23 protein-coding genes are annotated in these 23,404 nt (G+C 58.9%); 8 read left to right on the forward strand and 15 right to left on the reverse strand.

Features of this window, described 5'->3' with window-relative positions; genetic code table 11:
* Positions 1-47: 47 nt before the first annotated feature.
* Positions 48-857 carry a bifunctional DNA-formamidopyrimidine glycosylase/DNA-(apurinic or apyrimidinic site) lyase gene (gene mutM, locus ACOI7Z_RS13110; RefSeq protein ID WP_087848698.1) on the forward strand — a complete coding sequence of 270 codons (810 nt, stop codon included), beginning with the start codon at positions 48-50 and terminating at the stop codon, positions 855-857.
* A 122-nt stretch (positions 858-979) separates the two neighbouring features.
* Here mutM and coaD read toward each other — a convergent pair whose 3' ends face one another.
* From coaD to rfaQ, 7 genes are all read right to left on the reverse strand, one after another.
* Positions 980-1,459, reverse strand: a complete 480-nt coding sequence (coaD, locus tag ACOI7Z_RS13115; RefSeq protein ID WP_004205067.1) for a pantetheine-phosphate adenylyltransferase — start codon at positions 1,457-1,459, stop codon at positions 980-982.
* Positions 1,456-2,232 (reverse strand): glycosyltransferase family 2 protein, encoded by a 777-nt coding sequence (locus ACOI7Z_RS13120; protein WP_032454366.1) that lies wholly within the window; start codon positions 2,230-2,232, stop codon positions 1,456-1,458. The genes coaD and ACOI7Z_RS13120 overlap by 4 nt, the downstream gene beginning before the upstream one ends.
* Positions 2,232-3,506: a lipid IV(A) 3-deoxy-D-manno-octulosonic acid transferase gene (gene waaA, locus ACOI7Z_RS13125; protein ID WP_004205065.1), complete on the reverse strand. Its 1,275-nt coding sequence runs from the start codon at positions 3,504-3,506 to the stop codon at positions 2,232-2,234. Before waaA ends, ACOI7Z_RS13120 begins: the two co-directional genes overlap by 1 nt.
* Before the next feature lie 91 nt (positions 3,507-3,597).
* Complete coding sequence (locus ACOI7Z_RS13130; protein WP_023291365.1) at positions 3,598-4,587, reverse strand: glycosyltransferase; 990 nt, start codon at positions 4,585-4,587, stop codon at positions 3,598-3,600.
* A 29-nt stretch (positions 4,588-4,616) separates the two neighbouring features.
* Positions 4,617-5,711, reverse strand: coding sequence for a glycosyltransferase (locus ACOI7Z_RS13135; protein ID WP_023291364.1), 1,095 nt, complete (start codon positions 5,709-5,711; stop codon positions 4,617-4,619).
* A 2-nt stretch (positions 5,712-5,713) separates the two neighbouring features.
* Positions 5,714-6,841 (reverse strand): glycosyltransferase family 4 protein, encoded by a 1,128-nt coding sequence (locus ACOI7Z_RS13140; RefSeq protein WP_087848697.1) that lies wholly within the window; start codon positions 6,839-6,841, stop codon positions 5,714-5,716.
* The gene (gene rfaQ, locus ACOI7Z_RS13145) at positions 6,838-7,914 is read right to left on the reverse strand and encodes a putative lipopolysaccharide heptosyltransferase III (protein ID WP_048298566.1); all 1,077 of its coding nucleotides are present in this window, start codon (positions 7,912-7,914) and stop codon (positions 6,838-6,840) included. The genes ACOI7Z_RS13140 and rfaQ overlap by 4 nt, the downstream gene beginning before the upstream one ends.
* Positions 7,915-8,025: 111 nt before the next feature.
* Between rfaQ and ACOI7Z_RS13150 the strand changes: the two genes are divergently transcribed.
* Both ACOI7Z_RS13150 and ACOI7Z_RS13155 read left to right on the forward strand, forming a co-directional pair.
* Positions 8,026-8,988, forward strand: a complete 963-nt coding sequence (locus tag ACOI7Z_RS13150) for a polysaccharide deacetylase family protein (RefSeq protein ID WP_002922494.1) — start codon at positions 8,026-8,028, stop codon at positions 8,986-8,988.
* Positions 8,989-9,006: 18 nt separating this feature from the next.
* Complete coding sequence (locus ACOI7Z_RS13155; protein ID WP_032454363.1) at positions 9,007-10,086, forward strand: glycosyltransferase family 9 protein; 1,080 nt, start codon at positions 9,007-9,009, stop codon at positions 10,084-10,086.
* Positions 10,087-10,130: 44 nt separating this feature from the next.
* Here ACOI7Z_RS13155 and ACOI7Z_RS13160 read toward each other — a convergent pair whose 3' ends face one another.
* Genes ACOI7Z_RS13160 through rfaD form a run of 5 tightly spaced genes read right to left on the reverse strand, consistent with a single transcriptional unit; the run spans position 10,131 to position 15,160 of the window.
* Positions 10,131-11,300 carry an O-antigen ligase family protein gene (locus tag ACOI7Z_RS13160; RefSeq protein WP_170927806.1) on the reverse strand — a complete coding sequence of 390 codons (1,170 nt, stop codon included), beginning with the start codon at positions 11,298-11,300 and terminating at the stop codon, positions 10,131-10,133.
* Positions 11,278-12,186: a glycosyl transferase gene (locus tag ACOI7Z_RS13165; protein WP_023291358.1), complete on the reverse strand. Its 909-nt coding sequence runs from the start codon at positions 12,184-12,186 to the stop codon at positions 11,278-11,280. The genes ACOI7Z_RS13160 and ACOI7Z_RS13165 overlap by 23 nt, the downstream gene beginning before the upstream one ends.
* Positions 12,186-13,157, reverse strand: coding sequence for a lipopolysaccharide heptosyltransferase RfaC (gene rfaC, locus ACOI7Z_RS13170; protein WP_065882887.1), 972 nt, complete (start codon positions 13,155-13,157; stop codon positions 12,186-12,188). Before rfaC ends, ACOI7Z_RS13165 begins: the two co-directional genes overlap by 1 nt.
* Before the next feature lie 3 nt (positions 13,158-13,160).
* Positions 13,161-14,219 (reverse strand): ADP-heptose--LPS heptosyltransferase RfaF, encoded by a 1,059-nt coding sequence (gene rfaF, locus ACOI7Z_RS13175; protein WP_044525043.1) that lies wholly within the window; start codon positions 14,217-14,219, stop codon positions 13,161-13,163.
* Between the two features lie 8 nt (positions 14,220-14,227).
* Complete coding sequence (rfaD, locus tag ACOI7Z_RS13180; RefSeq protein WP_023291355.1) at positions 14,228-15,160, reverse strand: ADP-glyceromanno-heptose 6-epimerase; 933 nt, start codon at positions 15,158-15,160, stop codon at positions 14,228-14,230.
* A 213-nt stretch (positions 15,161-15,373) separates the two neighbouring features.
* Here rfaD and kbl point away from each other — a divergent pair, with 213 nt between their 5' ends.
* From kbl to ACOI7Z_RS13195, 3 genes are all read left to right on the forward strand, one after another.
* Positions 15,374-16,567: a glycine C-acetyltransferase gene (gene kbl, locus ACOI7Z_RS13185; protein WP_086075611.1), complete on the forward strand. Its 1,194-nt coding sequence runs from the start codon at positions 15,374-15,376 to the stop codon at positions 16,565-16,567.
* 12 nt (positions 16,568-16,579) lie between these two features.
* The gene (tdh, locus tag ACOI7Z_RS13190) at positions 16,580-17,605 is read left to right on the forward strand and encodes an L-threonine 3-dehydrogenase (RefSeq protein WP_004205051.1); all 1,026 of its coding nucleotides are present in this window, start codon (positions 16,580-16,582) and stop codon (positions 17,603-17,605) included.
* A gap of 169 nt (positions 17,606-17,774) precedes the next feature.
* Complete coding sequence (locus ACOI7Z_RS13195) at positions 17,775-18,563, forward strand: glycosyltransferase family 2 protein (protein ID WP_023291354.1); 789 nt, start codon at positions 17,775-17,777, stop codon at positions 18,561-18,563.
* 5 nt (positions 18,564-18,568) lie between these two features.
* On the opposite strand, the gene ACOI7Z_RS13200 is transcribed toward ACOI7Z_RS13195, so the two are convergent.
* Genes ACOI7Z_RS13200 through gpmM form a run of 3 tightly spaced genes read right to left on the reverse strand, consistent with a single transcriptional unit; the run spans position 18,569 to position 22,354 of the window.
* Positions 18,569-19,525, reverse strand: a complete 957-nt coding sequence (locus tag ACOI7Z_RS13200; protein ID WP_023291353.1) for a divergent polysaccharide deacetylase family protein — start codon at positions 19,523-19,525, stop codon at positions 18,569-18,571.
* 3 nt (positions 19,526-19,528) lie between these two features.
* Complete coding sequence (envC, locus tag ACOI7Z_RS13205; protein WP_023291352.1) at positions 19,529-20,800, reverse strand: murein hydrolase activator EnvC; 1,272 nt, start codon at positions 20,798-20,800, stop codon at positions 19,529-19,531.
* 9 nt (positions 20,801-20,809) lie between these two features.
* Positions 20,810-22,354: a 2,3-bisphosphoglycerate-independent phosphoglycerate mutase gene (gene gpmM / locus ACOI7Z_RS13210; RefSeq protein WP_086075609.1), complete on the reverse strand. Its 1,545-nt coding sequence runs from the start codon at positions 22,352-22,354 to the stop codon at positions 20,810-20,812.
* Positions 22,355-22,599: 245 nt separating this feature from the next.
* On the opposite strand from gpmM, the gene ACOI7Z_RS13215 reads away from it, so the two are divergent.
* Together ACOI7Z_RS13215 and grxC are read left to right on the forward strand one after the other, a co-directional pair.
* On the forward strand, positions 22,600-23,031 hold the full coding sequence (locus ACOI7Z_RS13215; RefSeq protein WP_023291350.1) for a rhodanese-like domain-containing protein: 432 nt from the start codon (positions 22,600-22,602) through the stop codon (positions 23,029-23,031).
* 104 nt (positions 23,032-23,135) lie between these two features.
* Positions 23,136-23,387 carry a glutaredoxin 3 gene (gene grxC / locus ACOI7Z_RS13220; protein WP_002922429.1) on the forward strand — a complete coding sequence of 84 codons (252 nt, stop codon included), beginning with the start codon at positions 23,136-23,138 and terminating at the stop codon, positions 23,385-23,387.
* Positions 23,388-23,404: the final 17 nt, after the last annotated feature.

Consider the following 23,404-nt stretch of genomic DNA (forward strand, 5'->3'; position numbering starts at 1 on the left):
GCCACCTGTCCGTGAAGCACAATACGTCGGGTTAATGGAGGAAAATCATGCCTGAATTACCAGAGGTTGAAACCAGCCGCCGCGGCATTGAGCCGCACCTGGTTGGCGCAACCATTCTGCACGCCGTCGTGCGCAACGGACGGCTGCGCTGGCCGGTTTCTGAAGAGATTTATCGCCTGAGCGACGTTCCGGTGCTCAGCGTGCGTCGTCGCGCCAAATACCTGCTTCTGGTACTCCCGAACGGCTGGATCATCGTCCATCTCGGGATGTCGGGAAGCCTGCGCATCCTGAGCGAAGAGCTGCCTGCGGAAAAACACGATCACGTTGATCTGGTTATGAGTAACGGTAAAGTCCTGCGCTATACCGATCCGCGCCGCTTTGGCGCCTGGCTGTGGACCAAAGAGCTGGAAGGCCACCCGGTGCTGGCGCATCTGGGGCCGGAGCCGCTGAGCGACGCCTTCAACGCCGATTATCTTCAGCAGAAATGCGCGAAGAAGAAAACCGCGATCAAACCCTGGCTGATGGATAACAAGCTGGTGGTGGGCGTCGGCAATATCTACGCCAGTGAATCTCTGTTCTCCGCCGGGATCCACCCTGACAGGCTGGCGTCCTCACTGTCGCGGGACGAGTGCGAGCAGCTGGTGAAGGTGATTAAGCTGGTCCTGCTGCGTTCGATAGAGCAGGGCGGCACCACGCTGAAGGACTTCCTGCAAAGCGATGGCAAGCCCGGCTATTTTGCCCAGGAGCTACAGGTCTATGGCCGCAAGGGCGAACCCTGCCGGATCTGCGGCACGCCGGTTGTCGGGACCAAACATGCCCAGCGGGCGACCTTTTATTGCCGCCAGTGTCAGAAATAGTCACCGGAACAGGAATGATTGTCGGCCAGGTCAGCGGACCTGCGGGTGCGCATCTGGTGGGACGGGGACGTTTGTAGGCCAGGTAAGCGCAGCGCCAGCCTGGCTCATGCCCAGCAGATGCGTTACTTCAGCTTATTCAACAGCGCCTGGTGGACGTTGGCTGGCAGGAAGTGAGAGACATCGCCCTGGTGGCGCGCGACTTCTTTGACCAGCGAAGAGGAGATAAACGACCACTCTTTGCACGGCATCAGGAACACGCTCTCAAGGGTGGGCATCAAATGGCGGTTCATATGGGCCAGCTGCATCTCATATTCGAAATCCGCCACCGCCCGCAGGCCGCGGATCAGGATATTGGCCTGCTGCGCGCGCGCGAAGCTGGCCATCAGGTCGCTGAAGCCGACCACCTGAACATTCACCAGGTGGGCCGTCGCCTGCTCCGCCAGCGCAATACGTTCATCAAGGCTGAACATCGGCTTTTTACTCGGGCTGGCGGCGATAGCCAGCACCACTTTATCGAACATACTCGCCGCGCGGGTGACGATATCGATATGGCCATTGGTGATGGGATCGAAGGTACCCGGATAGATCGCTTTTGTGCTCATGATGACTCTTTCTCCGAGTAGCCGTGGCTCAGCGCCCACAGCTCGGTATATTTCGTAAACGTATACTGCGCGTTGACCATCGCCAGTAACCAGCCCTGCTTACCGTCCAGCACCCCACCGCGCAGCAGCAGCGTTTTCAGGAACGCGCCCAGCGTGTGGCTGAATATCCCCGCCATCGAGGTCTTCTTGCCCTTCTGGTGGCGTTCTAGCGCCCATGCGGCGGCATACGCCAGCTGTTTTTGCTGAAAGCCAGCGAAGTCGCGGCACGTCAGATGCAGGAGATCGCCGGTCAACGGAATGACCTCGGCGCCCAGGCTATCCAGCGATTCATGGACCAGATTATCGTTATAGCGGTAACGGGCGCGTTCGTACAGGCGCAGGACGCGATCGGGGTACCAACCGCTGTGGCGCATAAAGCGTCCGAGAAAATAGTTACGGCGGGCGATGCTGTAGATGGCGCCGCGCTGCGGGGCTGCCAGTACCGTAAGAATAGCCTGCCTGAGTTCCGGCGTGACGCGCTCATCGGTATCGATCATCAACACCCAGTCGCCGGTGGCATAGTCCTGCGCGCGCTGGCGCTGAATGCCATAGCCTCGCCAGTCGGTATGGGTATAGACCTGCGCCCCGAGGCGGCGAGCCAGCTCGACGGTGCCGTCGGTACTGCCGGAGTCGAGGACGATAATTTCATCCGCCCAGCTAACGGAGTCCAGACAATCCGGCAGCAGGTCCGCTGCGTTTTTGGCGATCATCACCACGGAAAGCCGGTTCGACATTAATGACTCCGCTGCGGCAGGTAAGGTTGCAGTAACTGTAGCAGACGCGACAGCGCGCCCTGGTTCTGGTGCAGCACTTCCACCGCGTGACGGCCATACCACAGGCGGTAGTCTTCATCGGTCAGCAGCGTGGAAACCTCTTTGACCAGCGAGTTAGCGTCGGTGACGGTGATCAGGCCATCGTCCTGCTGCAGCTTGGCGCAGATATCTTTGAAATTGAAGGTATGCGGCCCCATCAGCACCGGAATGGCGTGTGCCGCCGGCTCGAGCGGGTTATGGCCGCCGCGCTCCACCAGGCTGCCGCCGACGAAAGCGAGGTCGGCAATGCCGTAGAGCAGCATCAGTTCGCCCATGGTATCGCCAATGACCACCTGGGTACTGGAGGAGGGGATCTCGCCGGTGCTGCGCAGAGTGAAGCTCATTCCGGCTTTTTGCACCATGTCGCGGGCGTCAGGGAAGCGCTCCGGATGGCGAGGAACAAGGATCAGCAGCAGGTTCGGAAAGGTCTCCAGCAGCTTTTTATGCGCCTGGAGGATAATTTGCTCTTCGCCATCGTGGGTGCTGGTGGCAATCCAGACTTTGCGGTGCGGCGCCCATTGCCGGCGCAGCGTCACCGCGCGGGCCGCCAGCTCTGGCGTGACGGAGATATCGAATTTCAGGCTGCCGGTGACCGCCAGCTGGTTGCGCTTCAGTCCCAGCGCGAGGAAGCGGTTGCCATCTTCTTCATTCTGCGCGGCGATAAGCGTAATACGGCTCAACAGGCGGCGCATAAAGCCGCCCAGCTTGGCATAGCCTTTGGCGGAACGTTCGGACAGGCGGGCGTTGGCAATCACCAGCGGGATCTTACGCTTATGCAGCGCGGCTACCATATTCGGCCACAGTTCGGTCTCCATGACGATCACCAGCTTCGGCTGAACGGTGTCCAGGAAGCGGTTCATGGCGCCGGGCAGATCGTAGGGCAGATAGACGTGATGGACATCTTTGCCGAAGGCCGACATGGCGCGCTCGGAGCCGGTCGGCGTCATGGTGGTGACGGTGATCGGCAGAGAAGGGTAGCGGTGGCGCAGGGCGCGAACCAGCGGGATGGCGGCTAAGGTCTCGCCGACGGAAACGGAGTGCAGCAGAATGCCATCCGGCTCTACCTTGTTCTGACAGAAGCCATAGCGTTCCGCCCAGCGTTTACGGTAGGCAGGAGCCTTACGACTGCGCAGCAGCAGCCGCAGCCACACCAGCGGCTGAATAAGGTAAAGTAGGGTGGTATAAAGCAATTCCAAACTATTTATCCGTTCTCTGTTTTGGCGGGCAAATTCTAAGCATTTAGCCCGCGTAAAGCTATCTCTTTGGCGGAAACAGCGGGTTTTTGGTCTATCCCGCGTGGCGATAACGCTTAATACGCAGATAACGGCGTCCCAGGCGCCAGCGTAAACGGAAAGTACAGGCGTTTTTCCAGATTAACCGCCAGATACCGCGGTCGAAGAATTCTTTAATGATAACATGCTTTTTCGACTCATCTTTCATACTGTCGAAGGTGTGGATGATCCCCAGGCCTTCTTTGGCGATCTGCCAGCGACAGGCGGCGATATGGCGCACTTTGTCCGGGTAACGCTGGTTGATCGCCTCCAGCATCTCCAGAATTTTCATGTAATGGCGCGCCGAACGCATCAGCGTGTCGTCGTTGTCCGGCTTATGCGACACCGACTCAGAGTGGATGTAGTAATCATAGAATTGCTGACTGGTGTACTGCACGCGCTCCGCGGCCAGCAGCGCCTCTGTGGTCCACGGGATATCCTGATGGCGCAGGCCGGGTTCGAAATGGAAGTGATGCTGGCGGATAAAATCGTGGCGATAGATATTGAGCCAGGTGACGTGCAGAAATTTCCGCGAGTCCAGGGCCTGCTTGAGCCAGACATGGCCCGGCAGCACGCCGGTCGAGGGCAAGCGATCCAGCGGAAAGATCGGGTGGCTCTCGCGGCGCTTTTCGTACACGTAGGTGCCGTTGCAAGTGGCGACATCGAGATGTGCTTTCTCCGCCATCTCCAGCAGCGTGCGATACATGCCCGGATAGAGTTTATCGTCGATGTCCGGAAACGCGAGGTACTTGCCGCTGGCAACCGCCAGGCCGGTATTGCGCGCGACCGAGACGCCCTGGTTTTCCTGCTCCAGCACCTGGACGTTCTGCAGCCGATCCCGCCATTCGGCGATCACCGCCAGGCTGTTGTCCGTCGACCCATCGTTCACCAGGATCAGTTCATAGCTGTCCAGCTGCTGCTGTTCAATGCACTCAAAGAATTGCGCAAGAAATTTCTCACCGTTGTAGACGGCAGCCACGATGCTCAGTAAAGGCGTTTGACTCATAAATCTTCGATCCTGGTTAACTAACGGCGTCAGATGCGCTGCAGCTGACGGTACTGCTGACAAATGGACACGACGCTGAATTTTTCCAGCGCGGCATCGTCGATGGCCGGCGGGTTATGGTAAATGCTTTGCATCGTCTGAGCCAGCGCCGGACTGGTGAGATCCGCCAGACCGCGGGCAAGTTCGCCGGTGAGGATCTCGGTGACGCCGCCGGGGCAGCGGGTGCTGGCGACCGGGGTATGCAACAGCAGCGCCTCCACCACCACATTGCCGAATCCTTCGCTATCCGAGCTCAAAACCAGCATCCGCGCGCCTTTGATCCACGGTAAGGGGTTTTCCTGAAAACCTTTGAACCACACCCGGTCGTCAATCTGCAGCGTTTTGGCCAGCTGGCGCAGGCGCTGCTCTTGCTCCGGTTTCCCCTGGCCTAACAGCACCAGCGGCGCGTCGATGCCGCTTTGCGCGTAGGCTTCGAGCAGGCGGTCGTGGCGTTTGCCGGGATGGAAGCGGCCGACGTGAATCAGGTAGTCGCCGTCCGGGCGCTCGCTGTCGGCTTCCGCCCCGGCGCGCAGGGCGGCGATATCGAAGGGGTTATAGATGGTTTTCAGCTGCGCCGGGCGCAGGGCGAAGGCGTCCACCAGATCGCGCCCCACGGCGTCGGAAACCGCTACCACGTTGCGCCCCTGGTAAATCCGCTTAATTTTCTGCTGCTTCATCCAGCGGTCAAAGCCGGTACGGTGACCAAGATAAGAGGCCGAGAAGACGCCGTGCAGGCAGAACCAGACGTTGCGCTCGCGCAGCGCCCGGCTGCGGGCGACGATGCGGTCTGTTTTGTGCAGGTTGGAGAGCACAAGGTCAAATTGTCCCTGCTGCTCGGCCCGGATGACCGCGGCGTCCAGCTGGCGGGCGCGGCGGGACAGCTCGGTCAGCTTGCGCCACGGTTTGCGGCAGCGATCGGCCACCACCTGGTAGTCGAGCCCCTCGGGCAATGGGTACTCGCAGACGTCGCGTAGCGAAATGAGCGAGACCCGATCGCCGTCGCGCAGGAACTGCGCCGCCAGGGTGAGAACCACTTTCTCCGCGCCGCCGCCGGGCAAACCGTCAATCACAAATAAGATGCGCATCGTTATTTCACCAGATCCTGATAAAGGGAAAGCAGCTGGGTTGAGAGGCGCTCGCTGGTGCAGGTCATGATGCGCTCGCGGGCGCGGTCGCCTTCCGCGGAGCCCAGCGCGCGGGCAGGCAGGGCCATCACCGCCTGCTGCAGCGCCGGGATATCCAGGGCGTCGCAGACGTAACCGTTGTGGCCGTTGACGACAAACTCTGCCCCGCCGCAGCCGGTGGTGGTGATCACTGGCAGACCGCAGGCCATTGCCTCAAGGATGACGTTGGGGAACGGATCGTAGAGGGTCGGCAGCAGCAGGCCATCGGCCATCTGATAGAACGGCAGCGTCTCCGACTGCATGCCGAAGAAGCGCACCCGCGCTTCGCAGCCGAGACTCTTCGCCAGCGCCTGATAGCGCGGCTGATCTTTATCTTTGCCAACCACCAGCAGATAGCGATCGGTCGGGGCGATGGCGCGGATCGCCGCCGCCAGCCCTTTACGCTCAAAGCCGGAGCCGACGTAAATCAGGCACGTTGCCTGCAGCGGCAACTGCCATTTGGCGCGTAAGGCGGCAAAGGTTTCTTCGCCCGGCGGCAGGAAACGCTGGTTATCAATGGCGTTATAGATAACGTGGATCTTGTCCGCCGGCAGGCCAAAGTCTTCGATGATCTCGCGTTTGATCATCTCGGCGTTGCAGATCACCCCACGCAGATGCGGGTCTTCGTACATCTCGCGTTCCGCTTGCATCACATAACGGTGGTAGCGGTCGGCGAACAGCAGGCGGCTTTTCCAGGCCGGTAAAATGCGCGAGCGCTGTTGCAGCCAGCGGCGATGAACGCCGTCGCCGGCGCGGTAGAGATCGCAGCCGGGAATACGCTCATGGCTCTGCACCAGGTCGAAAGATTCGCGCTGCCAGAGCGCCCGCGCGGCGTTGGCAAACCCGCGCTCGCGGCTGATGCGCCCCCATTTGCGCGGATTACAGATATGGATCTGCCAGTCCGGTTTCACCGGCCCCTGCCATTCGCGGGTGATGACGTTCAGCTGCAGATGACTGCTGTCGAGGGCTTCCAGCGCGCGGGAGACAAACCGTTCTGCGCCGCCGTCCGGGCGGTACTTCTGCCGCACCAGAGCCAGCCTGAATTTACTCATGCCAGTACCTTTTTCGCCGCCGCGATCACGGCGTCGGTAGGAATTAAATCGAGATAACGTTCGTCGGTGTTGGTGTTGATGGCGTCCGGGTCGGGCAGCGGACCGAAGTCGCCTGCCCAGATCACCTCGCCTTTCGCCTGCCACGGACGCCAGAAGGTCAGCTTCGAGGGGCCGAACAGGGCGACCAGCGGAGTGCCGAGAGCCGCAGCCATATGCATCGGCACCGAGTCGACGCCGATAAACAGCCGGGCGTGATCGATCACCGCCGCCAGCTGGCGCAGCGTTAACTGGCCGGCTAAAGAGTGCAGCCGCGCCTGCGGGCAGCCGGCGATGATGGTCTCCACCATCTTCTTCTCTCTATCGTCGGGGCCGGAGGTGAGTACCACCGCGTACCCTTCGGCGGACAGCGCGTTGATCAGCGCGCTCATCCTGTCTTCGCGCCAGCATTTAAAGAACCAACGCGACGTTGGCTGGATGACGATGTAGTTATCCCGGAAGTCCTCCGGCAGCAGGGCGCGGCTGGTGGCCCAGTCTGCTTCGCTGTAGCCCATCCGCGCCGGGGCGTCGTTCAACTGGATACCGAGCGGAGCGAGGATAGAGAGATTCTGCTGTACCGTATGCAGCTGATTGTGCTGTTGGGTAGCGGCCAGCGCGGTGTGGCAATAGCGCCAGAATGGGTGGCGACGCTTCGGAAAATCAAAGCCGATCCGCGTCGCGGCGCCGGTCAGTTTGCTGATAATCGCGCTCGGCCACTGGTCGGCAAGGTTGAGCACCATATCGTATCGCTGCTGGCGCAGCGTCTGAATGAGCTGCCATTGCATCTTCAGCTGATGCTTTTTCCCCTGCTTTTTCCAGCGGCGGTCGAGACCATAAATATGGTGGATATCGGGGTTGGCGGCGAGCATATCCCGGGTCTCTTCATACAGCAGGACATCCACGCTGGCGGCGGGATACTGCTGTTTCAGCGCGTGAATAAGCGGGGTGATCAGCAGCATGTCGCCATGATGGCGCAGCTTAATGACCAGGATCCGCGCCGGGTTCAAGGGGCTGCGGGAGAGGGTTTCAGGCGTCATACTCTGTTCTTCATCCAGGATAAGGGTTCCGATTCTAGGGGATCAGACAGATTGAGAGAAGCGTTGTATTGCTCTACCATGACCCGATACGTATGGCCTGAGGACGTTTTCGTGCACAATCCCGCATTTCTTATCACGATTGATACAGAGGGCGATAACCTCTGGCAAAAACATGACAGCATCACCACCGAGAATGCGCGTTATCTCCCGCGTTTTCAGCAGCTTTGCGAAAAGTATGGCTTTAAACCGGTCTATTTGACCAATTATGAAATGGCCATCGACCCCTTTTATATCGAATTCGCCAGAGACGTGATTGCCCGCGGCACCGCGGAAGTCGGTATGCATCTGCATGCCTGGAACAGCCCGCCGACCGAGCCGCTGACCGCCGATGACTGGCGGCATAAGCCTTATCTCATTGAATACAGCGATGCCATGATGCGTGAGAAGGTCGACTATATGACGCGTCTGCTGGAGGACACCTTCCAGACCAAAATGGTTAGTCATCGCGCCGGGCGCTGGGCCTTTGACGAGCGCTATGCGCGTCTGCTGGTGGAGTACGGGTATCAGGTGGATTGCTCGGTGACGCCGCGGGTGAACTGGAAGACCGCCAAGGGGGCGCCGCAGGGCGATGGCGGGACCGATTATCGTCGCTTCCCGCAGCATGCCTATTTTCTCGATGAAAATGACATCAGCCGCGAGGGCCACTCGCCGCTGCTGGAAGTGCCGATGAGCATTCAGTACAAGCACTCCGCGTGGATGAACAGCGTGAAGCAGGGCTACGACCGCCTGCGCGGCAAAGTGCGTTCCCCCTCCGTGCACTGGCTGCGTCCGATGGGCGGCAACGTGGAGACGATGAAAAAAGTCGTCGAACAAACGTTGACGCAGGGCAATGACTACGTGGAATATATGCTCCACTCTTCAGAATATATGCCCGGCGGCAGCCCCACGTTCCAGAATGAACGGGATATTGAGCGTTTATACGCTGACCTTGAAGCCTTTTTTAGCTGGCTGGCGCCGCAGGTGAAGGGCATGACGTTGGCAGAATATTACCAGCGGAAAATCACACAGCGCTAACACAGCCCAAGGTACCGTATGCGTATCCTTAAACAATTGACGCGGAAAAAGAACGCTTTTTTCCGCGGTATTAAATTTAATTTAATTAACTATCGATACAGAAATAAGCCGGCGCGCAAACCCTTCGACCCGGCCCCCGTGCGCCGCGTGCTGCTATTGCGCCTGGACGATAAAGTCGGCGATATGGTGGTGACCACCGGCTGCGCCAGAATACTGGCCGAACGGGGATATCAGGTTTCGGTGTTAACCGGACCAATATGCTGCGAAATATTAGCCGGCTCAGAATTCATTGAGCAAGTATATTTATATCGACCACGCATGTCCTTAAATACGTTACGGGCGGCGGGTTTTGATGCGGTTATCGATTTTGATGACGTGACCAGCTATGAACGCTTTAAATTACTCGCCGATTTACGGGCGACCAGCGTGATTGGCTTTAATAAAGAGCCCTATAAACTTTACGATCATTCGATCGCTTTTTTTGACAGCAACAGCCATATTTCCCTGCGCTATCAACAGGTGGTGAAGCTTTTTGGCGTCGTTGACGACCAGCCATACGACTATCATCTCCCCGGCTGTCGCCATGAGCGGGAGAAAGTGGCGCGCTTGCTTTCCCAGGCCGGAGAGGTCGCACTGCGCATCGCCATTAACCCTTTTACCGCCTCCGAGGATAAAGACTTCTGTCGTCATCAGGTGGCGACCCTGGTCGAGCGGCTACATGCTCTGCCTTACCGGGTCTGTATCGTGATGGTGGGTCGCAGCGAGAAAATTCAGCAGCTGGGGCTGGATATGGCGCTGTACGTCGCCGACAGCACCATCAACTCCGCCGTGGAGGTGATTCGCAGCTGTGATTTAGTCATTACGCCGGACACCTCGATCGTGCATATCGCCCGCGCTTTCGATAAACCGATGGTGGCGGTCTATAACAAACGCAAACTCAAGGATACCGGGCTGCCCGGCTATCATATCTGGGCGCCGGGCTATGACAAAGCGAGGCAGATCGTTTGTGAAGAAGCGAATGTCGCCGATGTGGCGATTGAGTCGGTATGGCCGGTGATTAAAGAGCAGGCCGACCGGCTGGTCGCCGCCCGCAGTTAATAGAAAAGTGAATATAAAAAAGGGCCGTCAGCGGCCCTTTCTTGTTAACGCTTTTCCGCCAGCCCTTTGCTGAGCGCAATGCCCAGCGGCAGCCAGAACAGCACCCAGGTTTCCCGGGGGTTGCTGATGATAAACATCCCCTGCGAGGCCATAAATACCAGCGCGTAAAACAGGATCGCCAGACTGTAGCGGCTGTCGGAGCGGCGCTTGCGCCACGCCTGCCACAGTCCGCAGGCAATGACCGCCAGCAACAGCAGTAAACCCACGATGCCGCCTTTCAGCAGGGCGCCCATATATACGCTGTGGGTGGTGGTGATGTGTTCGCCGCTGTAGTTGATGAAATCCAGTTCATAGCTGAAACCGCGTCCCAGCCAGGGCTGGCTGGCTATCTCCGACAGCGTATGGTGCCAGATGCTCAGGCGCAGCCCGCTTTGGGTGCCCAACTCTTCGAAACGGGCGAGCAGCATGTCGCCCACCGGCGTCATGACCAAAAGCAGAGCCACCAGCACGGCCAGCGCCGCGGCGATCAGCAGGTTGCGGCGGGTAAAGACATGCAGGTGCAGCGTACAGCCGACCGCCAGCACCAGGGCGATGATCGGCCCGCGGCTTTGGGTCAGCAGCATCATCACCAGCATGATGGCCACTGGCAGATAGAGCCAGTGGCTGGCTTTTTCTTTCAGCAGCATGCCGCAGATTAAGATGCCGATGCCGCAGTATCCGGCAAGGTCGATAACGTTTGTTGGCCCGGGGTTCTCGGGGGAGACCGCTCGTTCGGTGAGGACCAGGGTGTGGTCGAACATCAGCGTCCACAGCGAGAGCGCGGTGACCCCGCCAACCACCGCCAGCATGGCCAGGCGGCGGGTTCGTTCGTCGCTGAGCAGCATCGCCATCAGCAACAGATAGCCCGTCAGGTACACGCCGTGGGTGATCGGCGAGTCGATATGCTGCGGCGTATGGCCCCACAGGTTACTGAGGGCGTAATAGATAAAGAAGACCGCCAGCAGCGCCCAGGTCTGCCACTGTTCGCGTAACACGCCGGCCAGCGCCTGGCGGTTTTCCGGGCGTACCAGCGAGAGCAAGAGCAGCAGGATCGATAAATGCAGCAGGTTATTGGTCCGGGTGGACATGCAAAAAATCGCGCTGAAAAATAAAAACAAAGGAAAAACAATCGAGTAACCCTGTCTGGCGTAGTTACTCATTTTTAAAATACTCATTAAACGCAACCTTTTCGAAAATAGTGTCCGGCACAGCGCTTTCTGGTGAAAAATTAATGACCCGGATCTGGCGTTGCTGCAGTACCTGCGCGGCATGCGCAAAGGAGGGCATGACGAGGGTATCCACTTTTGTTGCCAGGTACGAAGGCAATTTTTCTTGTTGTGTTTCGTAGAATCGCGGCTGGTTGAAGTTAGTCATATCCAGACCGCTCACCAGGATAGTGCTGAAGCCCAGCCAGGCGAGGATCTGCAGCGCCCAGTAGACCACCGTGCCGGCATCAAAGACGCCCTGGCGAATATCGGTGCTAAAACAGATATCCGGGCGCTGGGGATGAAAGCACATCGCCGGATTCTGCTGGTAAGTGCGCTTTATCGCTTCGCTGGCGACTTTCGGCTGGTAAATCTTATAGCAACCGTCCTCAATCAACGCCAAACGGCAGCGCAGCGCGTCCGCATGGCGATCGACGATTTTGGCGATCCCATGCATGGTGGTGAACAGCAGAATGTCCGGCTGACTGACGATGGCGCGGATAATGTCCGGCTTCTTATCGAAAAACTCCATGTCGACGATGGTATAGAGCGAAAAGTGCAGGCGGTCGGCAAGATGCCAGGCGCCATTGACGCCCATCACCGGGATCGTTTTCGACAACAGGGAAAAATCGATATTGCGGGTCGAAGGGCCAGTGGCGGTCAGCAGGACTTCGCCCTGCATGCTGTTTTTCAGCGCGCTCAGGCTGACCAGCGGCACCGTTTTCCCTTTATAGCGCAACGCGCTGATTTCGCCGCTCGGCGCGCGGGTGATGCGGGTAAAAGGCCACAGATTTTCATTGTGACGATAAGCGCGAGGGCGGGTGTAGCGATAGATCTGCTTAAACAGGGATCCCATCAGAGCAGCCCCTGATTTTGCAGAAGAAGATGAACCCGGCTGGCGGTAATATCGCCGGTGCTAGCGCTGTTTTCCGGCCGCACGATGTGCTGGTTTTTACCGTATCCGCCAATCAGCCCCGGATCGGTCGGGCCGTAGAGCGTGAAGTTCGGTTTATCCAGCGCGGCGGTCAGATGGCTCAGGCCGGTATCGACCGAGACGACGGCCCGGGCGCTGGCCAGAACCTGCGCCACCTGCTCAAGGCTCATGCGCGGCAGCACTTCAACATATTCCCGGCCTTCCGCCAGCCGCTTCGCCCGCGCCTCTTCGTGCGGGGCGCCCCACGGCAGCTTAATGCGGACGCCGCTGTCGGCCAGCAGATCGAGCAGTTCCTGCCAGCGGTTTTCCGGCCAGTGCTTATCGTCGCGGGTGGTGGCGTGCAGGAACACCAGATAGGGGGCGGCAGCGCTAGCCTCGTGCTGCAGGAAATGGCGCGCAATGGCGTAATCCCCCTGGGTTTGGGGTTTCGCGTAGCCGAGGCTTTTGGCGAACAGCTCGCGGGTACGCTCCACCGCGTGCTGCTGTTTCGCAATGTGGTGGCGGCGGTTGTAAAACAGGCTGGCCAGCGGCTCGCGGGCCGTTTGCCAGTCCATACCATGCTTGACGCCGTGCGCCAGACGGGTGACCAGCGCAGCGCTTTTCACCAGCCCCTGGGCGTCGATAATGGCGTCATACTTGACCGCCTGGACGGCCTCGCGAAAGGCTTTACGCTCCGCTTTGATCGGCGCGGAGAACCAGGCTTTACGCCAGCGGCGGATCGCCACCGGGATCACCCGCTCGACGCTGTCATGCCAGGAGGGGATCTGCGCGAAGCCTTCTTCCACAACCCAGTCGAAGCGGATGCCGGGGATGGCCTGCGCGGCGTCGGTCAGCGCGGGCAGCGTGTGCAGCACGTCGCCCATCGATGAGGTTTTTACAATCAATACCCGCATCCGCTACGCTTCCTCGTGCCCGGTTTTTTCCGTCAGCAATTCGTTCAGCTCTTGCAGGACGCGCTCTGGCGTAATGTCGATCAGGCTCTGATGATAACCTTCCGCGGCATCGCCTTTGCGCACCTTGTGGTAGCCGGTAATCAGACGGATCACGCGCGCTTTATGCGACAGCGGCGGGGTAAAGTCCGGACTGCTCGGGCCATACAGCGCCACCAGCGGGCGGTCCAGCGCCGCGGCGACGTGCATCAGCCCCGAATCGTTAGTCACCACCGCTTTACAGGCGGCAATCAGGATCACCGCCTGCTCCAGCTGGGTTTCACCCGCCAGATTCCGGCACCAGGCCTGCTGCTCGCTGCTGAGGGCGGCGATGATCTCTTTGCCGGCCTCGTTATCTTTTGCCGAGCCAAATAGCGCAATCTGATAACCATCGTCGATGAGCTTTTTCGCCAGTGCAGCATAGTGATAGTGCGGCCAACGTTTTGCCGGGCCGAACTCCGCGCCGGGGCAAAAGCCGATGATCGGCCGATCGTTGGACAGGTTAAAGGCGCTGCAGGCCTGCGACTTTTCCCCTTCGTTGACCTGCAGCTGCGGCCATAGCAGCGGCTGCGGCAGATCTTTGGCGCAGCGCATCACGCCGTTGTCGTAGGCCAGCGCCACGTAGCGTTCCACCATCAGCGGCCAGGCGTCTTTGTCCAGCACCCGGGCGTCGTTGAGCAGGCCGTAGCGCATCTCGCCGCGCCAGCCGGTGCGTAGCGGGATGTTGGCAAAGAAGGGGACTAATGCCGATTTAAACGAGTTTGGCAGCACGTAAGCGCGATCGTAGCGACGCTCGCGCAGGCTGTGGCCGAGCTTGCGGCGTTCGCCGATAGCCAGCGCGCCGTGGCCCAGCGGCATCGGGATCGCTTCGTTCACTTCCGGCATGCGCGATAACAACGGACGACACCAGGCTGGCGCCATCACGTCGATAATCGCCTGGGGATAGCGCGCCCTGAGCGTACGATAAAGACTTTGCGACATCATCATGTCGCCCACCCAAGACGGGCCTACCACCAGAATTTTCATGTTATCTCTTACGCATCCCGATTCAGCCAGGCCATATACTCCGTTACGCCTTCGGCAACGGTTTTGAACGGTTTGTCATAGCCCGCTTTACGCAGGTTAGTCAGGTCCGCCTGGGTGAACGCCTGGTAGCGGCCTTTCAGTTTGTCCGGGAATGGGATGTACTCGATGCTGCCTTTTTTGTGGTACGCCAGGGTCGCGTCGGCGACGGCCTGGAAGGATTCCGCGCGGCCCGTGCCGAGGTTGAAGATGCCGGAAACGCCGTTTTCCCAGAACCACAGGTTGACGTCAGCCACGTCGCCGACGTAGACGAAGTCGCGCTTGAAGCCGTCGCTGCCTTCGAACAGTTTCGGACTTTCGCCATTATTCAGCTGGGTGTTGAGGTGGAAAGCGACGCTCGCCATGCTGCCTTTGTGGCCTTCGCGCGGCCCGTAGACGTTGAAGTAGCGGAAGCCGACGATCTGCGAATTGGCTTCCGGCAGGATCTGACGAACGTATTCATCGAACAGGAATTTGGAGTAGCCGTAGACGTTTAGCGGCTGCTCATACTCGCGAGACTCGATGAAATCGCTGGTGCGTCCACCGTAGGTGGCCGCCGAAGAGGCGTACAGGAACGGAATTTCGCGCTCCAGGCAGTAGTGCAGCAGCTCTTTGGAGTACTGATAGTTGTTGTCCATCATGTACTTGCCGTCCCACTCCGTGGTGGAAGAGCACGCGCCTTCGTGGAAGATAGCGTCAATGTCGCCGAACTCTTCGCCTGCCATAATCTGGATCAGAAAGTCTTCTTTATCCATGTAGTCAGCGATATTCAGGTCAACCAGGTTCACAAACTTGGTGCCGTCTTTCAGATTGTCGACAACCAGAATGTCGGTAATGCCCTTGTCATTCAGCGCTTTAACGATGTTGCTGCCGATAAAGCCTGCGCCGCCGGTTACGATGATCATAACTGTACCTTTGAAGTTGAGAGCCCGGAGACAATCCGGACATGAATGCTCATATCATATCACCACATGAGCAAGCCTACAGCCATTCGCAGAATAAGGTGCTGGGCTGACGTGATTTATGCTGCAAATAATTCATTCAGGCCTGCATCATCTCGTATCAGCGTATAGCTTTGGGTAATATGTGCCAAATTTTGCCGAATCTGGAGAGTTGCAATGCGTGGTGATTTCTACAAACAGTTAACTAGCAATCTGGAGACCGCTCGGGCCGAAGGCTTGTTTAAAGAAGAGCGCATCATCACCTCGGCGCAGCAGGCGGACATTACCGTCGGCGACAGCCACGTGATTAACTTCTGCGCCAATAACTACCTGGGTCTGGCTAACCACCCGGCGCTGATCGACGCGGCGAAGGCCGGTATGGACAGCCACGGCTTCGGGATGGCCTCGGTACGCTTCATCTGCGGCACCCAGGATACGCACAAGCAGCTGGAGAAGAAGCTGGCGGATTTCCTCGGTATGGAAGACGCGATCCTCTACTCCTCCTGCTTTGACGCCAACGGCGGCCTGTTTGAAACGCTGCTCGGCCCGGAAGACGCCATTATCTCCGACGCCCTGAACCATGCCTCGATCATCGACGGCGTGCGCCTGTGTAAAGCAAAGCGCTTCCGCTATGCCAACAACGATATGCAGGAACTGGAAGCGCGTCTGAAAGAAGCCCGCGACGCTGGCGCGCGTCACGTGCTGATCGCCACCGACGGCGTCTTCTCGATGGACGGTGTGATCGCCAACCTGAAAGGCGTTTGCGACCTGGCGGATAAATACGATGCGCTGGTGATGGTCGATGACTCCCACGCCGTCGGCTTCGTCGGCGAAAACGGCCGCGGCTCCCACGAATACTGCGATGTGATGGGGCGCGTCGACATCATCACCGGCACGCTGGGTAAAGCGCTGGGCGGCGCCTCCGGCGGCTACACCGCCGCACGCAAAGAGGTGGTCGAGTGGCTGCGCCAGCGTTCCCGTCCGTATCTGTTCTCCAACTCTCTGGCGCCGGCCATCGTGGCCGCCTCCATCAAAGTGCTGGAGATGGTCGAAGAGGGCGCAGACCTGCGCGATCGCCTGTGGGCCAACGCGCGTCTGTTCCGTGAAAAAATGACTGCGGCAGGCTTCACCCTGGCGGGCGCCGACCACGCCATCATTCCGGTGATGCTGGGTGAAGCGGTGGTGGCGCAGAACTTTGCCCGCGAACTGCAGAAAGAAGGGATCTATGTCACCGGCTTCTTCTATCCGGTGGTACCGAAAGGCCAGGCGCGTATTCGCACCCAGATGTCGGCGGCGCATACCCCTGAACAAATTGAGCGTGCGGTGGAAGCCTTTACCCGCATCGGCAAACAACTGGGCGTCATCGCCTAATAAGGGTGTGAGATGAAAGCGTTATCCAAACTGAAAGCGGAAGAAGGCATCTGGATGACCGACGTACCGGAACCGGAAGTCGGCCATAACGATCTGCTGATTAAAATCCGCAAGACCGCCATTTGCGGGACCGACGTGCACATCTACAACTGGGATGAGTGGTCGCAGAAGACCATTCCGGTGCCGATGGTGGTCGGGCACGAATATGTCGGCGAAGTGGTGGGGATTGGCCAGGAAGTGCGCGGCTTTAAGATTGGCGACCGCGTCTCCGGCGAAGGGCATATCACCTGCGGTCACTGCCGTAACTGCCGCGCGGGCCGTACCCACCTGTGCCGCAACACCATCGGCGTGGGTGTCAACCGCCCGGGCTGCTTTGCCGAGTATCTGGTGATCCCGGCCTTTAACGCCTTTAAAATTCCCGACAATATCTCTGATGACCTGGCGTCCATCTTCGACCCATTCGGCAACGCCGTGCACACCGCGCTCTCCTTCGATCTGGTGGGGGAAGACGTGCTGGTCTCCGGCGCCGGTCCGATCGGCGTGATGGCGGCGGCGGTGGCGAAACACGTCGGCGCGCGTAACGTGGTGATCACTGACGTTAACGAGTACCGTCTCGAGCTGGCGCGCAAAATGGGCGTCACCCGCGCGGTGAACGTGGCGAAAGAGAACCTCAACGACGTGATGGCCGAGCTGGGGATGACCGAAGGTTTCGACGTGGGTCTGGAGATGTCCGGCGCGCCGCCGGCGTTCCGCAGCATGCTGGATACCATGAACCACGGCGGCCGTATCGCGATGTTGGGTATCCCGCCGTCGGATATGTCCATCGACTGGACCAAGGTCATCTTCAAGGGGCTGTTTATCAAAGGGATCTATGGTCGCGAAATGTTCGAAACCTGGTACAAGATGGCGGCGCTGATCCAGTCTGGCCTGGATCTTTCGCCGATCATCACCCACCGCTTCGGCATTGACGACTTCCAGAAGGGCTTTGACGCCATGCGCTCTGGTCAGTCCGGCAAAGTGGTTCTGAGCTGGGAATAACGCCTCCGGTCTGTTGTAAACATCAGCAAAAAAGGCGCCTGCGGGCGCCTTAATTTAGATTTGGATAACATTTTTAGCCTGCTTAATATCAAGCGCACAATTTCTACATCGATTTTACGGTTATTCGCTTATACAGTGTGTTTAGTCGCGGTTTAACTTTGAAACGATCATGCTTAAACTCTCCGTATGCTTACTGACCTGTAACTCTGCACGTCTGCTCATGGAGGTGCTGCCCCCGCTGCTGAAGGTGGCCGATGAGTGTATTGTCGTCGACTCCGGTAGCACCGACGAAACGGTCTCTATTTGTCAGCAGTTTGGTCTCACCGTCCATCACCATGCCTATAAAGCCCACGGCGCGCAGATGAACTATGCCATTGGGCTGGCCAGCCATGACTGGGTGCTGTGCATGGACAGCGATGAAATTCTTGATAACGACGTCGTGGCGGCCATTCAGGCGTTAAAAGCGGGGGAGGAGCCTGACCCAGCCTGCGCCTGGCGTTTGCCGCGCTACTGGTTTGTCCTCGGCACGCAGGTGCGGACGATCTACCCCATTTCCTCGCCGGATTACCCGGTGCGCCTCTTTAACCGCCAGCAGGCGCGGTTTAACGACCGGCCGGTGGATGACCAGGTGGTCGGACACGCGCGCTCCGTCAGGCTGCCGGGCTTTGTACGCCATGACACCTTTTATTCGCTGCATGAAGTGTTTAATAAGCTGAACAGCTATACCACCCGGCTGGTGAAGCACCAGCAGATCACACCTTCGCTGACGCGGGGGATCGTCAGCGCCATTGGCGCTTTCTTTAAGTGGTATCTGTTCAGCGGGGCGTGGCGCTATGGCAAAGTCGGCGTGGTCACCGGCCTGTACGCCACGTTTTACAGCTTTCTCAAATATTTTAAGGCGTGGTACGCCCACGAAGATAACCAGGCGCCCGTCGCGCAAAAGCGAACGGACCCCTGAGTGGTCTAGCTGCCGGGATTGTCCCAGCCCTGCCATTTGAGGCGATAGTACTGGACCAGCGCGCTCTGGCTGATGCTGTCGCTGAGGATAGTGAAGAAGCGGCTGGCGTTCACGGGCTCCAGCGGGCGCTTCGGCTTGCAATACTTCACGCCGTGGAACGGATTACGCGGCTTCTGCTGCTGCGGCGGCGTTTGTTGCGCAGGCGGCTGAGCGTAGTTTGGCGTCGAGTTGTCGACCTGTGGCTCGTTGAGCAGGCTGCTCGGGCGCACCAGCGTGATATCCGGCGGCAGGTTATAGACCATCTGCTGCAGCACCCGCACCGTCGTCGGATGCGGATGGCCAATGGCTATCGCCGAACCGTTACGCCGCGCCAGGGCGATGGCGCGGTTGAACTGAGTGCGGATATCGGCTTCATTCTGCGTATCGTCCAGAAACACCTTACGCTTAATCACCTTCACCCCGGTGCCCTGCGCGGCGCGCATGGCCTGGGTATTGCCGATGGTCACGCTGTCGAGAAAATAGAGATTGTAGCGCTCCAGGGCCTGCATCACCTTCTGCATGCCAAACAGGTTGGAGGTCATCGCGCTGCCCATATGGTTATTCAGCCCGACGGCGTAGGGGACTTTGCCATAGGCCTCGCGGATGATGCGCTCGATCTCCTCGCTGCTCATTTCGGGGCGCAGGGTGTCTTTTTCCAGCGGCTGTTTGCTGAGCGGCGCCATCGGCAGGTGGATGAGCACTTCATGGCCCAGATTATGCGCTTTCGTGGCCATTTCCCGGGCGTGCGGCGCGTTCGGCAGCACGGCGACGGAGATAGTGGACGGCAGCGCCAGCACCTGATTTTCGGTCTGCGGGCGGTAGCCAAAATCGTCAATAACGATGGAGAGTTTGCCAGCGAACGCTGGCGCCGCCAGAGCCAGCGAACCGGCTACGGCAAGAGCAATTGCGCGAAATTGAAGCAAAACTTATCTTCCCAACCACGGCTGTGGATTGACCGCCTGACCCTGGCGGCGAATTTCGAAATAGAGCGACGGACGGCCCTGACCGCCGCTGCTGCCTACGAGCGCGATAGGCTGACCGGCACGCACCTGCGTACCGACGCTGACCAGCGCGCTTTGGTTATAGCCATACAGGCTCATGTCGCCTTTGCCATGCTCGACCACCACCACCAGACCATAGCCCTGCAGCCAGTCGGCCAGAATGACCCGACCATCGGCAATCGCTCTGACTTCGGTGCCTTCAGACGCGGCGATAACCATCCCTTTCCAACGTAGTTCACCTTGCAGCTGTTCGCCATATCGATGAAGGAGCGGACCGCGAACCGGCCAGAACGCCTGACCGCGCGGCGAGCCCAGCCCACCGGTGCGTGACATCAGCGAACGCTCGCTTTCCGTTGGTTTATAGGTGGTGCCTTTGCGCGATGCTTCCTGCTGGCGGTCGCGCACCGCCTGCGCATCGCGAGCTTCCCGATCGGCACGGGCTTTGGCGGCAGCCTCCGCCTGGGCGATACGACCGCGTAGGCGCGATTCGTTAGCCCGCAATTCACTTAACTGTTGCTGACCCCGCTGAATGGAGGACTCCAGGCCGGAAAGGGTCTTTTTCCGTTCGTTACGCGCCTGCTCCAGCTTCGCCTGCTGGGCTTTTTGCTCGTAGACCAGCGTCTGCTGCTGGCTCTGCTTCTCTTCGAGCATCGACTTTTGCACCGCCATCTCTTCGCGCGTTTTCTTCAGTTCCGCGATGGTTTCCTGGCGGGCCTGGTTGAAATAGCTGAAATAGACCTGCATCCGCTGATTGCGCTGACCCTCTTCACCGCTCAGCACCATCTGGATGCCGGTATGCGGCCCCTGGCGGAACGCCGCGTCAAGCTGCGCGGCGAGGTTACGCTCCTGAGACGCGCGCTGGCGCTCCAGCTTCGCGAGAGAAGCGTTCATCTCGTCAATCTGCTTATTGAGCTGGTTCAGGCTGTCCTGGGTTTCGCGCAGTTTGCGGGCCGCGGCGGCGATCGCCTCTTCCTGCGCTTTGAGCTGAGCGAGCAGGCTTGCGCGCTGCTGCTGCTGTTGCTTAATCGCCCGCTGCCTGGCGGCGATGTCGGCCTGGATGGACTTTAGCTGATCGCGATCGTCGGCGTGCGCAGATGACGCGCACAGTAATACGCCAGCGCTGAGCGCGCTGGCGTAAAGGACGGATCGAACTGCCGTTGCGATCCATGTAGTTGAATACGTCGCCTTTCCCCTCATGGGGAAGGATTATTCCACGATGAACAGCGGCTTGCCAGTCATCTCTTGCGGGATTTCCATTCCCATCAGCGACAGCATGGTCGGGGCGATGTCGGAAAGTTTGCCGCCATTGACCGCTTTGACCGCTTTGTTACCGACGTAGATCAGCGGAACCGGCAGGTTGGTGTGGGCGGTGTGCGCCTGACCGGTGGCCGGGTCGCGCATCTGTTCGGCGTTACCGTGGTCGGCGGTGATCAGCAGCTGGCCGCCAACGGATTCCACCGCCTGCGCCACCTGATCGATACAGTGATCCAGCGCTTCAACGGCTTTCACTGCCGCTTCCATCACGCCGGTATGGCCAACCATATCGCCGTTCGGGTAGTTACAGATGATGGTGTCGTACTGGCCGCCTTTGATGGCCGCGACCAGTTTTTCGGTCAGCTCGGCGGAGCTCATTTCCGGCTGCAGATCGTAGGTCGCCACTTTCGGCGAGTTAATCAGAATCCGCTCTTCGCCTTTGAACGGCTCTTCTACGCCGCCGTTGAAGAAGAAGGTGACGTGGGCGTATTTCTCGGTTTCGGAGATGCGCAGCTGGGTTTTATCGTGCTTCGCCATCCACTCGCCGAAGGTATTGGCCAGCGAGGCTGGCGGGTAGGCGCAGGCCACTTTGATGTCGGCGGCATATTCGGTGAGCATCACGAAGTCGAGGTTAACCACTTTCTTACGCGCAAAGCCGTCGAAGTCGGCGTTGACGAAGGCGCGGGTGATTTCGCGTGCGCGGTCAGCACGGAAGTTCATGAAGATCAGCGCATCGCCATCTTCCATCGCGGCATCGGCCTGGCCGGCGGCGCGGATCACGGTCGCTTTGACGAACTCGTCGTTTTCGTCACGGGCGTAGGCAGCCTGCAGGCCGGCGACGGCGGTATCGGCCTGGAATTCGCCTTTCGCCAGCGTCATCAGATCGTAAGCCTGCTCAACGCGATCCCAGCGGTTGTCGCGGTCCATGGCGTAGTAGCGGCCAATGAGCGACGCGATGCGGCCCTTGCCCAGCGCGGCAAATTTGGCTTCGAATTTTGCCAGCGTTTTTTCCGCGCTGCGCGGTGGGGTGTCACGACCGTCGAGGAAAGCGTGCAGGTAGATCTTCTCTGCGCCGCGCTCTGCCGCCAGCTCCACCATCGCCATGATGTGATCTTCGTGGCTGTGAACGCCGCCCGGCGACATCAGACCCATGATATGTACCGCTTTACCCGCGGTAACCGCTTTATCGACCGCGGCGGTCAGTACCGGATTGGCGAAGAAGGTGCGTTCTTTAATTTCCACATCGAGACGGGTCAGGTCCTGATAGACGATACGACCGGCGCCCAGGTTGACGTGGCCCACTTCGGAGTTCCCCATCTGACGGTCCGGCAGGCCAACTTCCAGGCCGGATGCATCGATCAGGGTATGCGGACGTTTGGCCCACAGGGCGTCCATTACCGGCGTTTTAGCGCTGTAAATGGCGTTATCCTGTTGGTCTTCGCGATAGCCGTAGCCATCCAGAATCACCAGTACCATAGGTTTTTTAGTAACCGACATTGCGACAACCTCATGCTCAAAGACAGAAATTTTGCGTAATTTTACTACAGCTGAATCGTTTAAATCCCCGTGAAAGATCAAAGAAAGGGAGCGGCCGGGCCGCGGCGCGTCAGCGAGAACGGTTTTTTTTCGCCGCCGCCCGCAGAAAATACATTACATCGCGCTCACTGGCTGTAATTGCCGCAAGGCACAGGTATACTCCTTTCCTGGTTTTTTTCTCACTTAGTCGGGAGTTGTAACCCCCCATGCAAGAAATTATGCAATTCATCGGCCGTCACCCTGTTCTGAGCATCGCGTGGATCGCGCTGCTGGGGGCGGTGCTGTTCACCACCTTCAAGGGCCTGATGTCGAAAGTTAAAGTCATCACCCGTGGTGAAGCGACGCGTCTTATCAATAAAGAAGACGCGGTGGTGGTCGACCTGCGTCAGCGTGACGATTTCCGTAAAGGCCATATTGCCGGCGCCATCAACCTGCTGCCCAGCGATATCAAAGCGAATAACGTCGGCGAGTTGGAAAAACACAAATCGCAACCCATTATTGTGGTAGACGGTTCCGGCATGCAGGCGCAAGAGCCAGCCAGCGCGCTGAACAAAGCCGGGTTTGAAAAAGTCTTTGTACTGAAAGAGGGCATTGCTGGCTGGAGCGGCGAAAACCTCCCTCTGGTACGCGGCAAATAACTTACCTCGCGTGGTGATGCCGCCGCGTTTTCCCCTTCGCGCCTGACGTGAGGGGAACACAGGCTGCGGCGTAAAACCCTCAGGGTAATAACAGGAGTGAAGTCATGGCCAATATTGAGATCTACACCAAAGCGACCTGCCCGTTCTGCATCCGCGCGAAAGCGCTGCTGAACAGCAAAGGCGTAACGTTCCATGAGTTGCCGATCGATGGCGATGCCGCGAAGCGTGAGGAGATGATCCAGCGCAGCGGACGGACGACGGTTCCGCAGATTTTTATTGATGCGCAGCACATTGGCGGCTGTGACGACTTGTATGCGCTTGATTCACGTGGTGGACTTGATCCCCTCTTGCGCTAATTTTTGCGCGCTTTCCC

It is taken from the genome of Klebsiella sp. C283, from assembly GCF_048822555.1.
In the GTDB taxonomy this organism is placed as follows: domain Bacteria; phylum Pseudomonadota; class Gammaproteobacteria; order Enterobacterales; family Enterobacteriaceae; genus Klebsiella; species Klebsiella quasipneumoniae.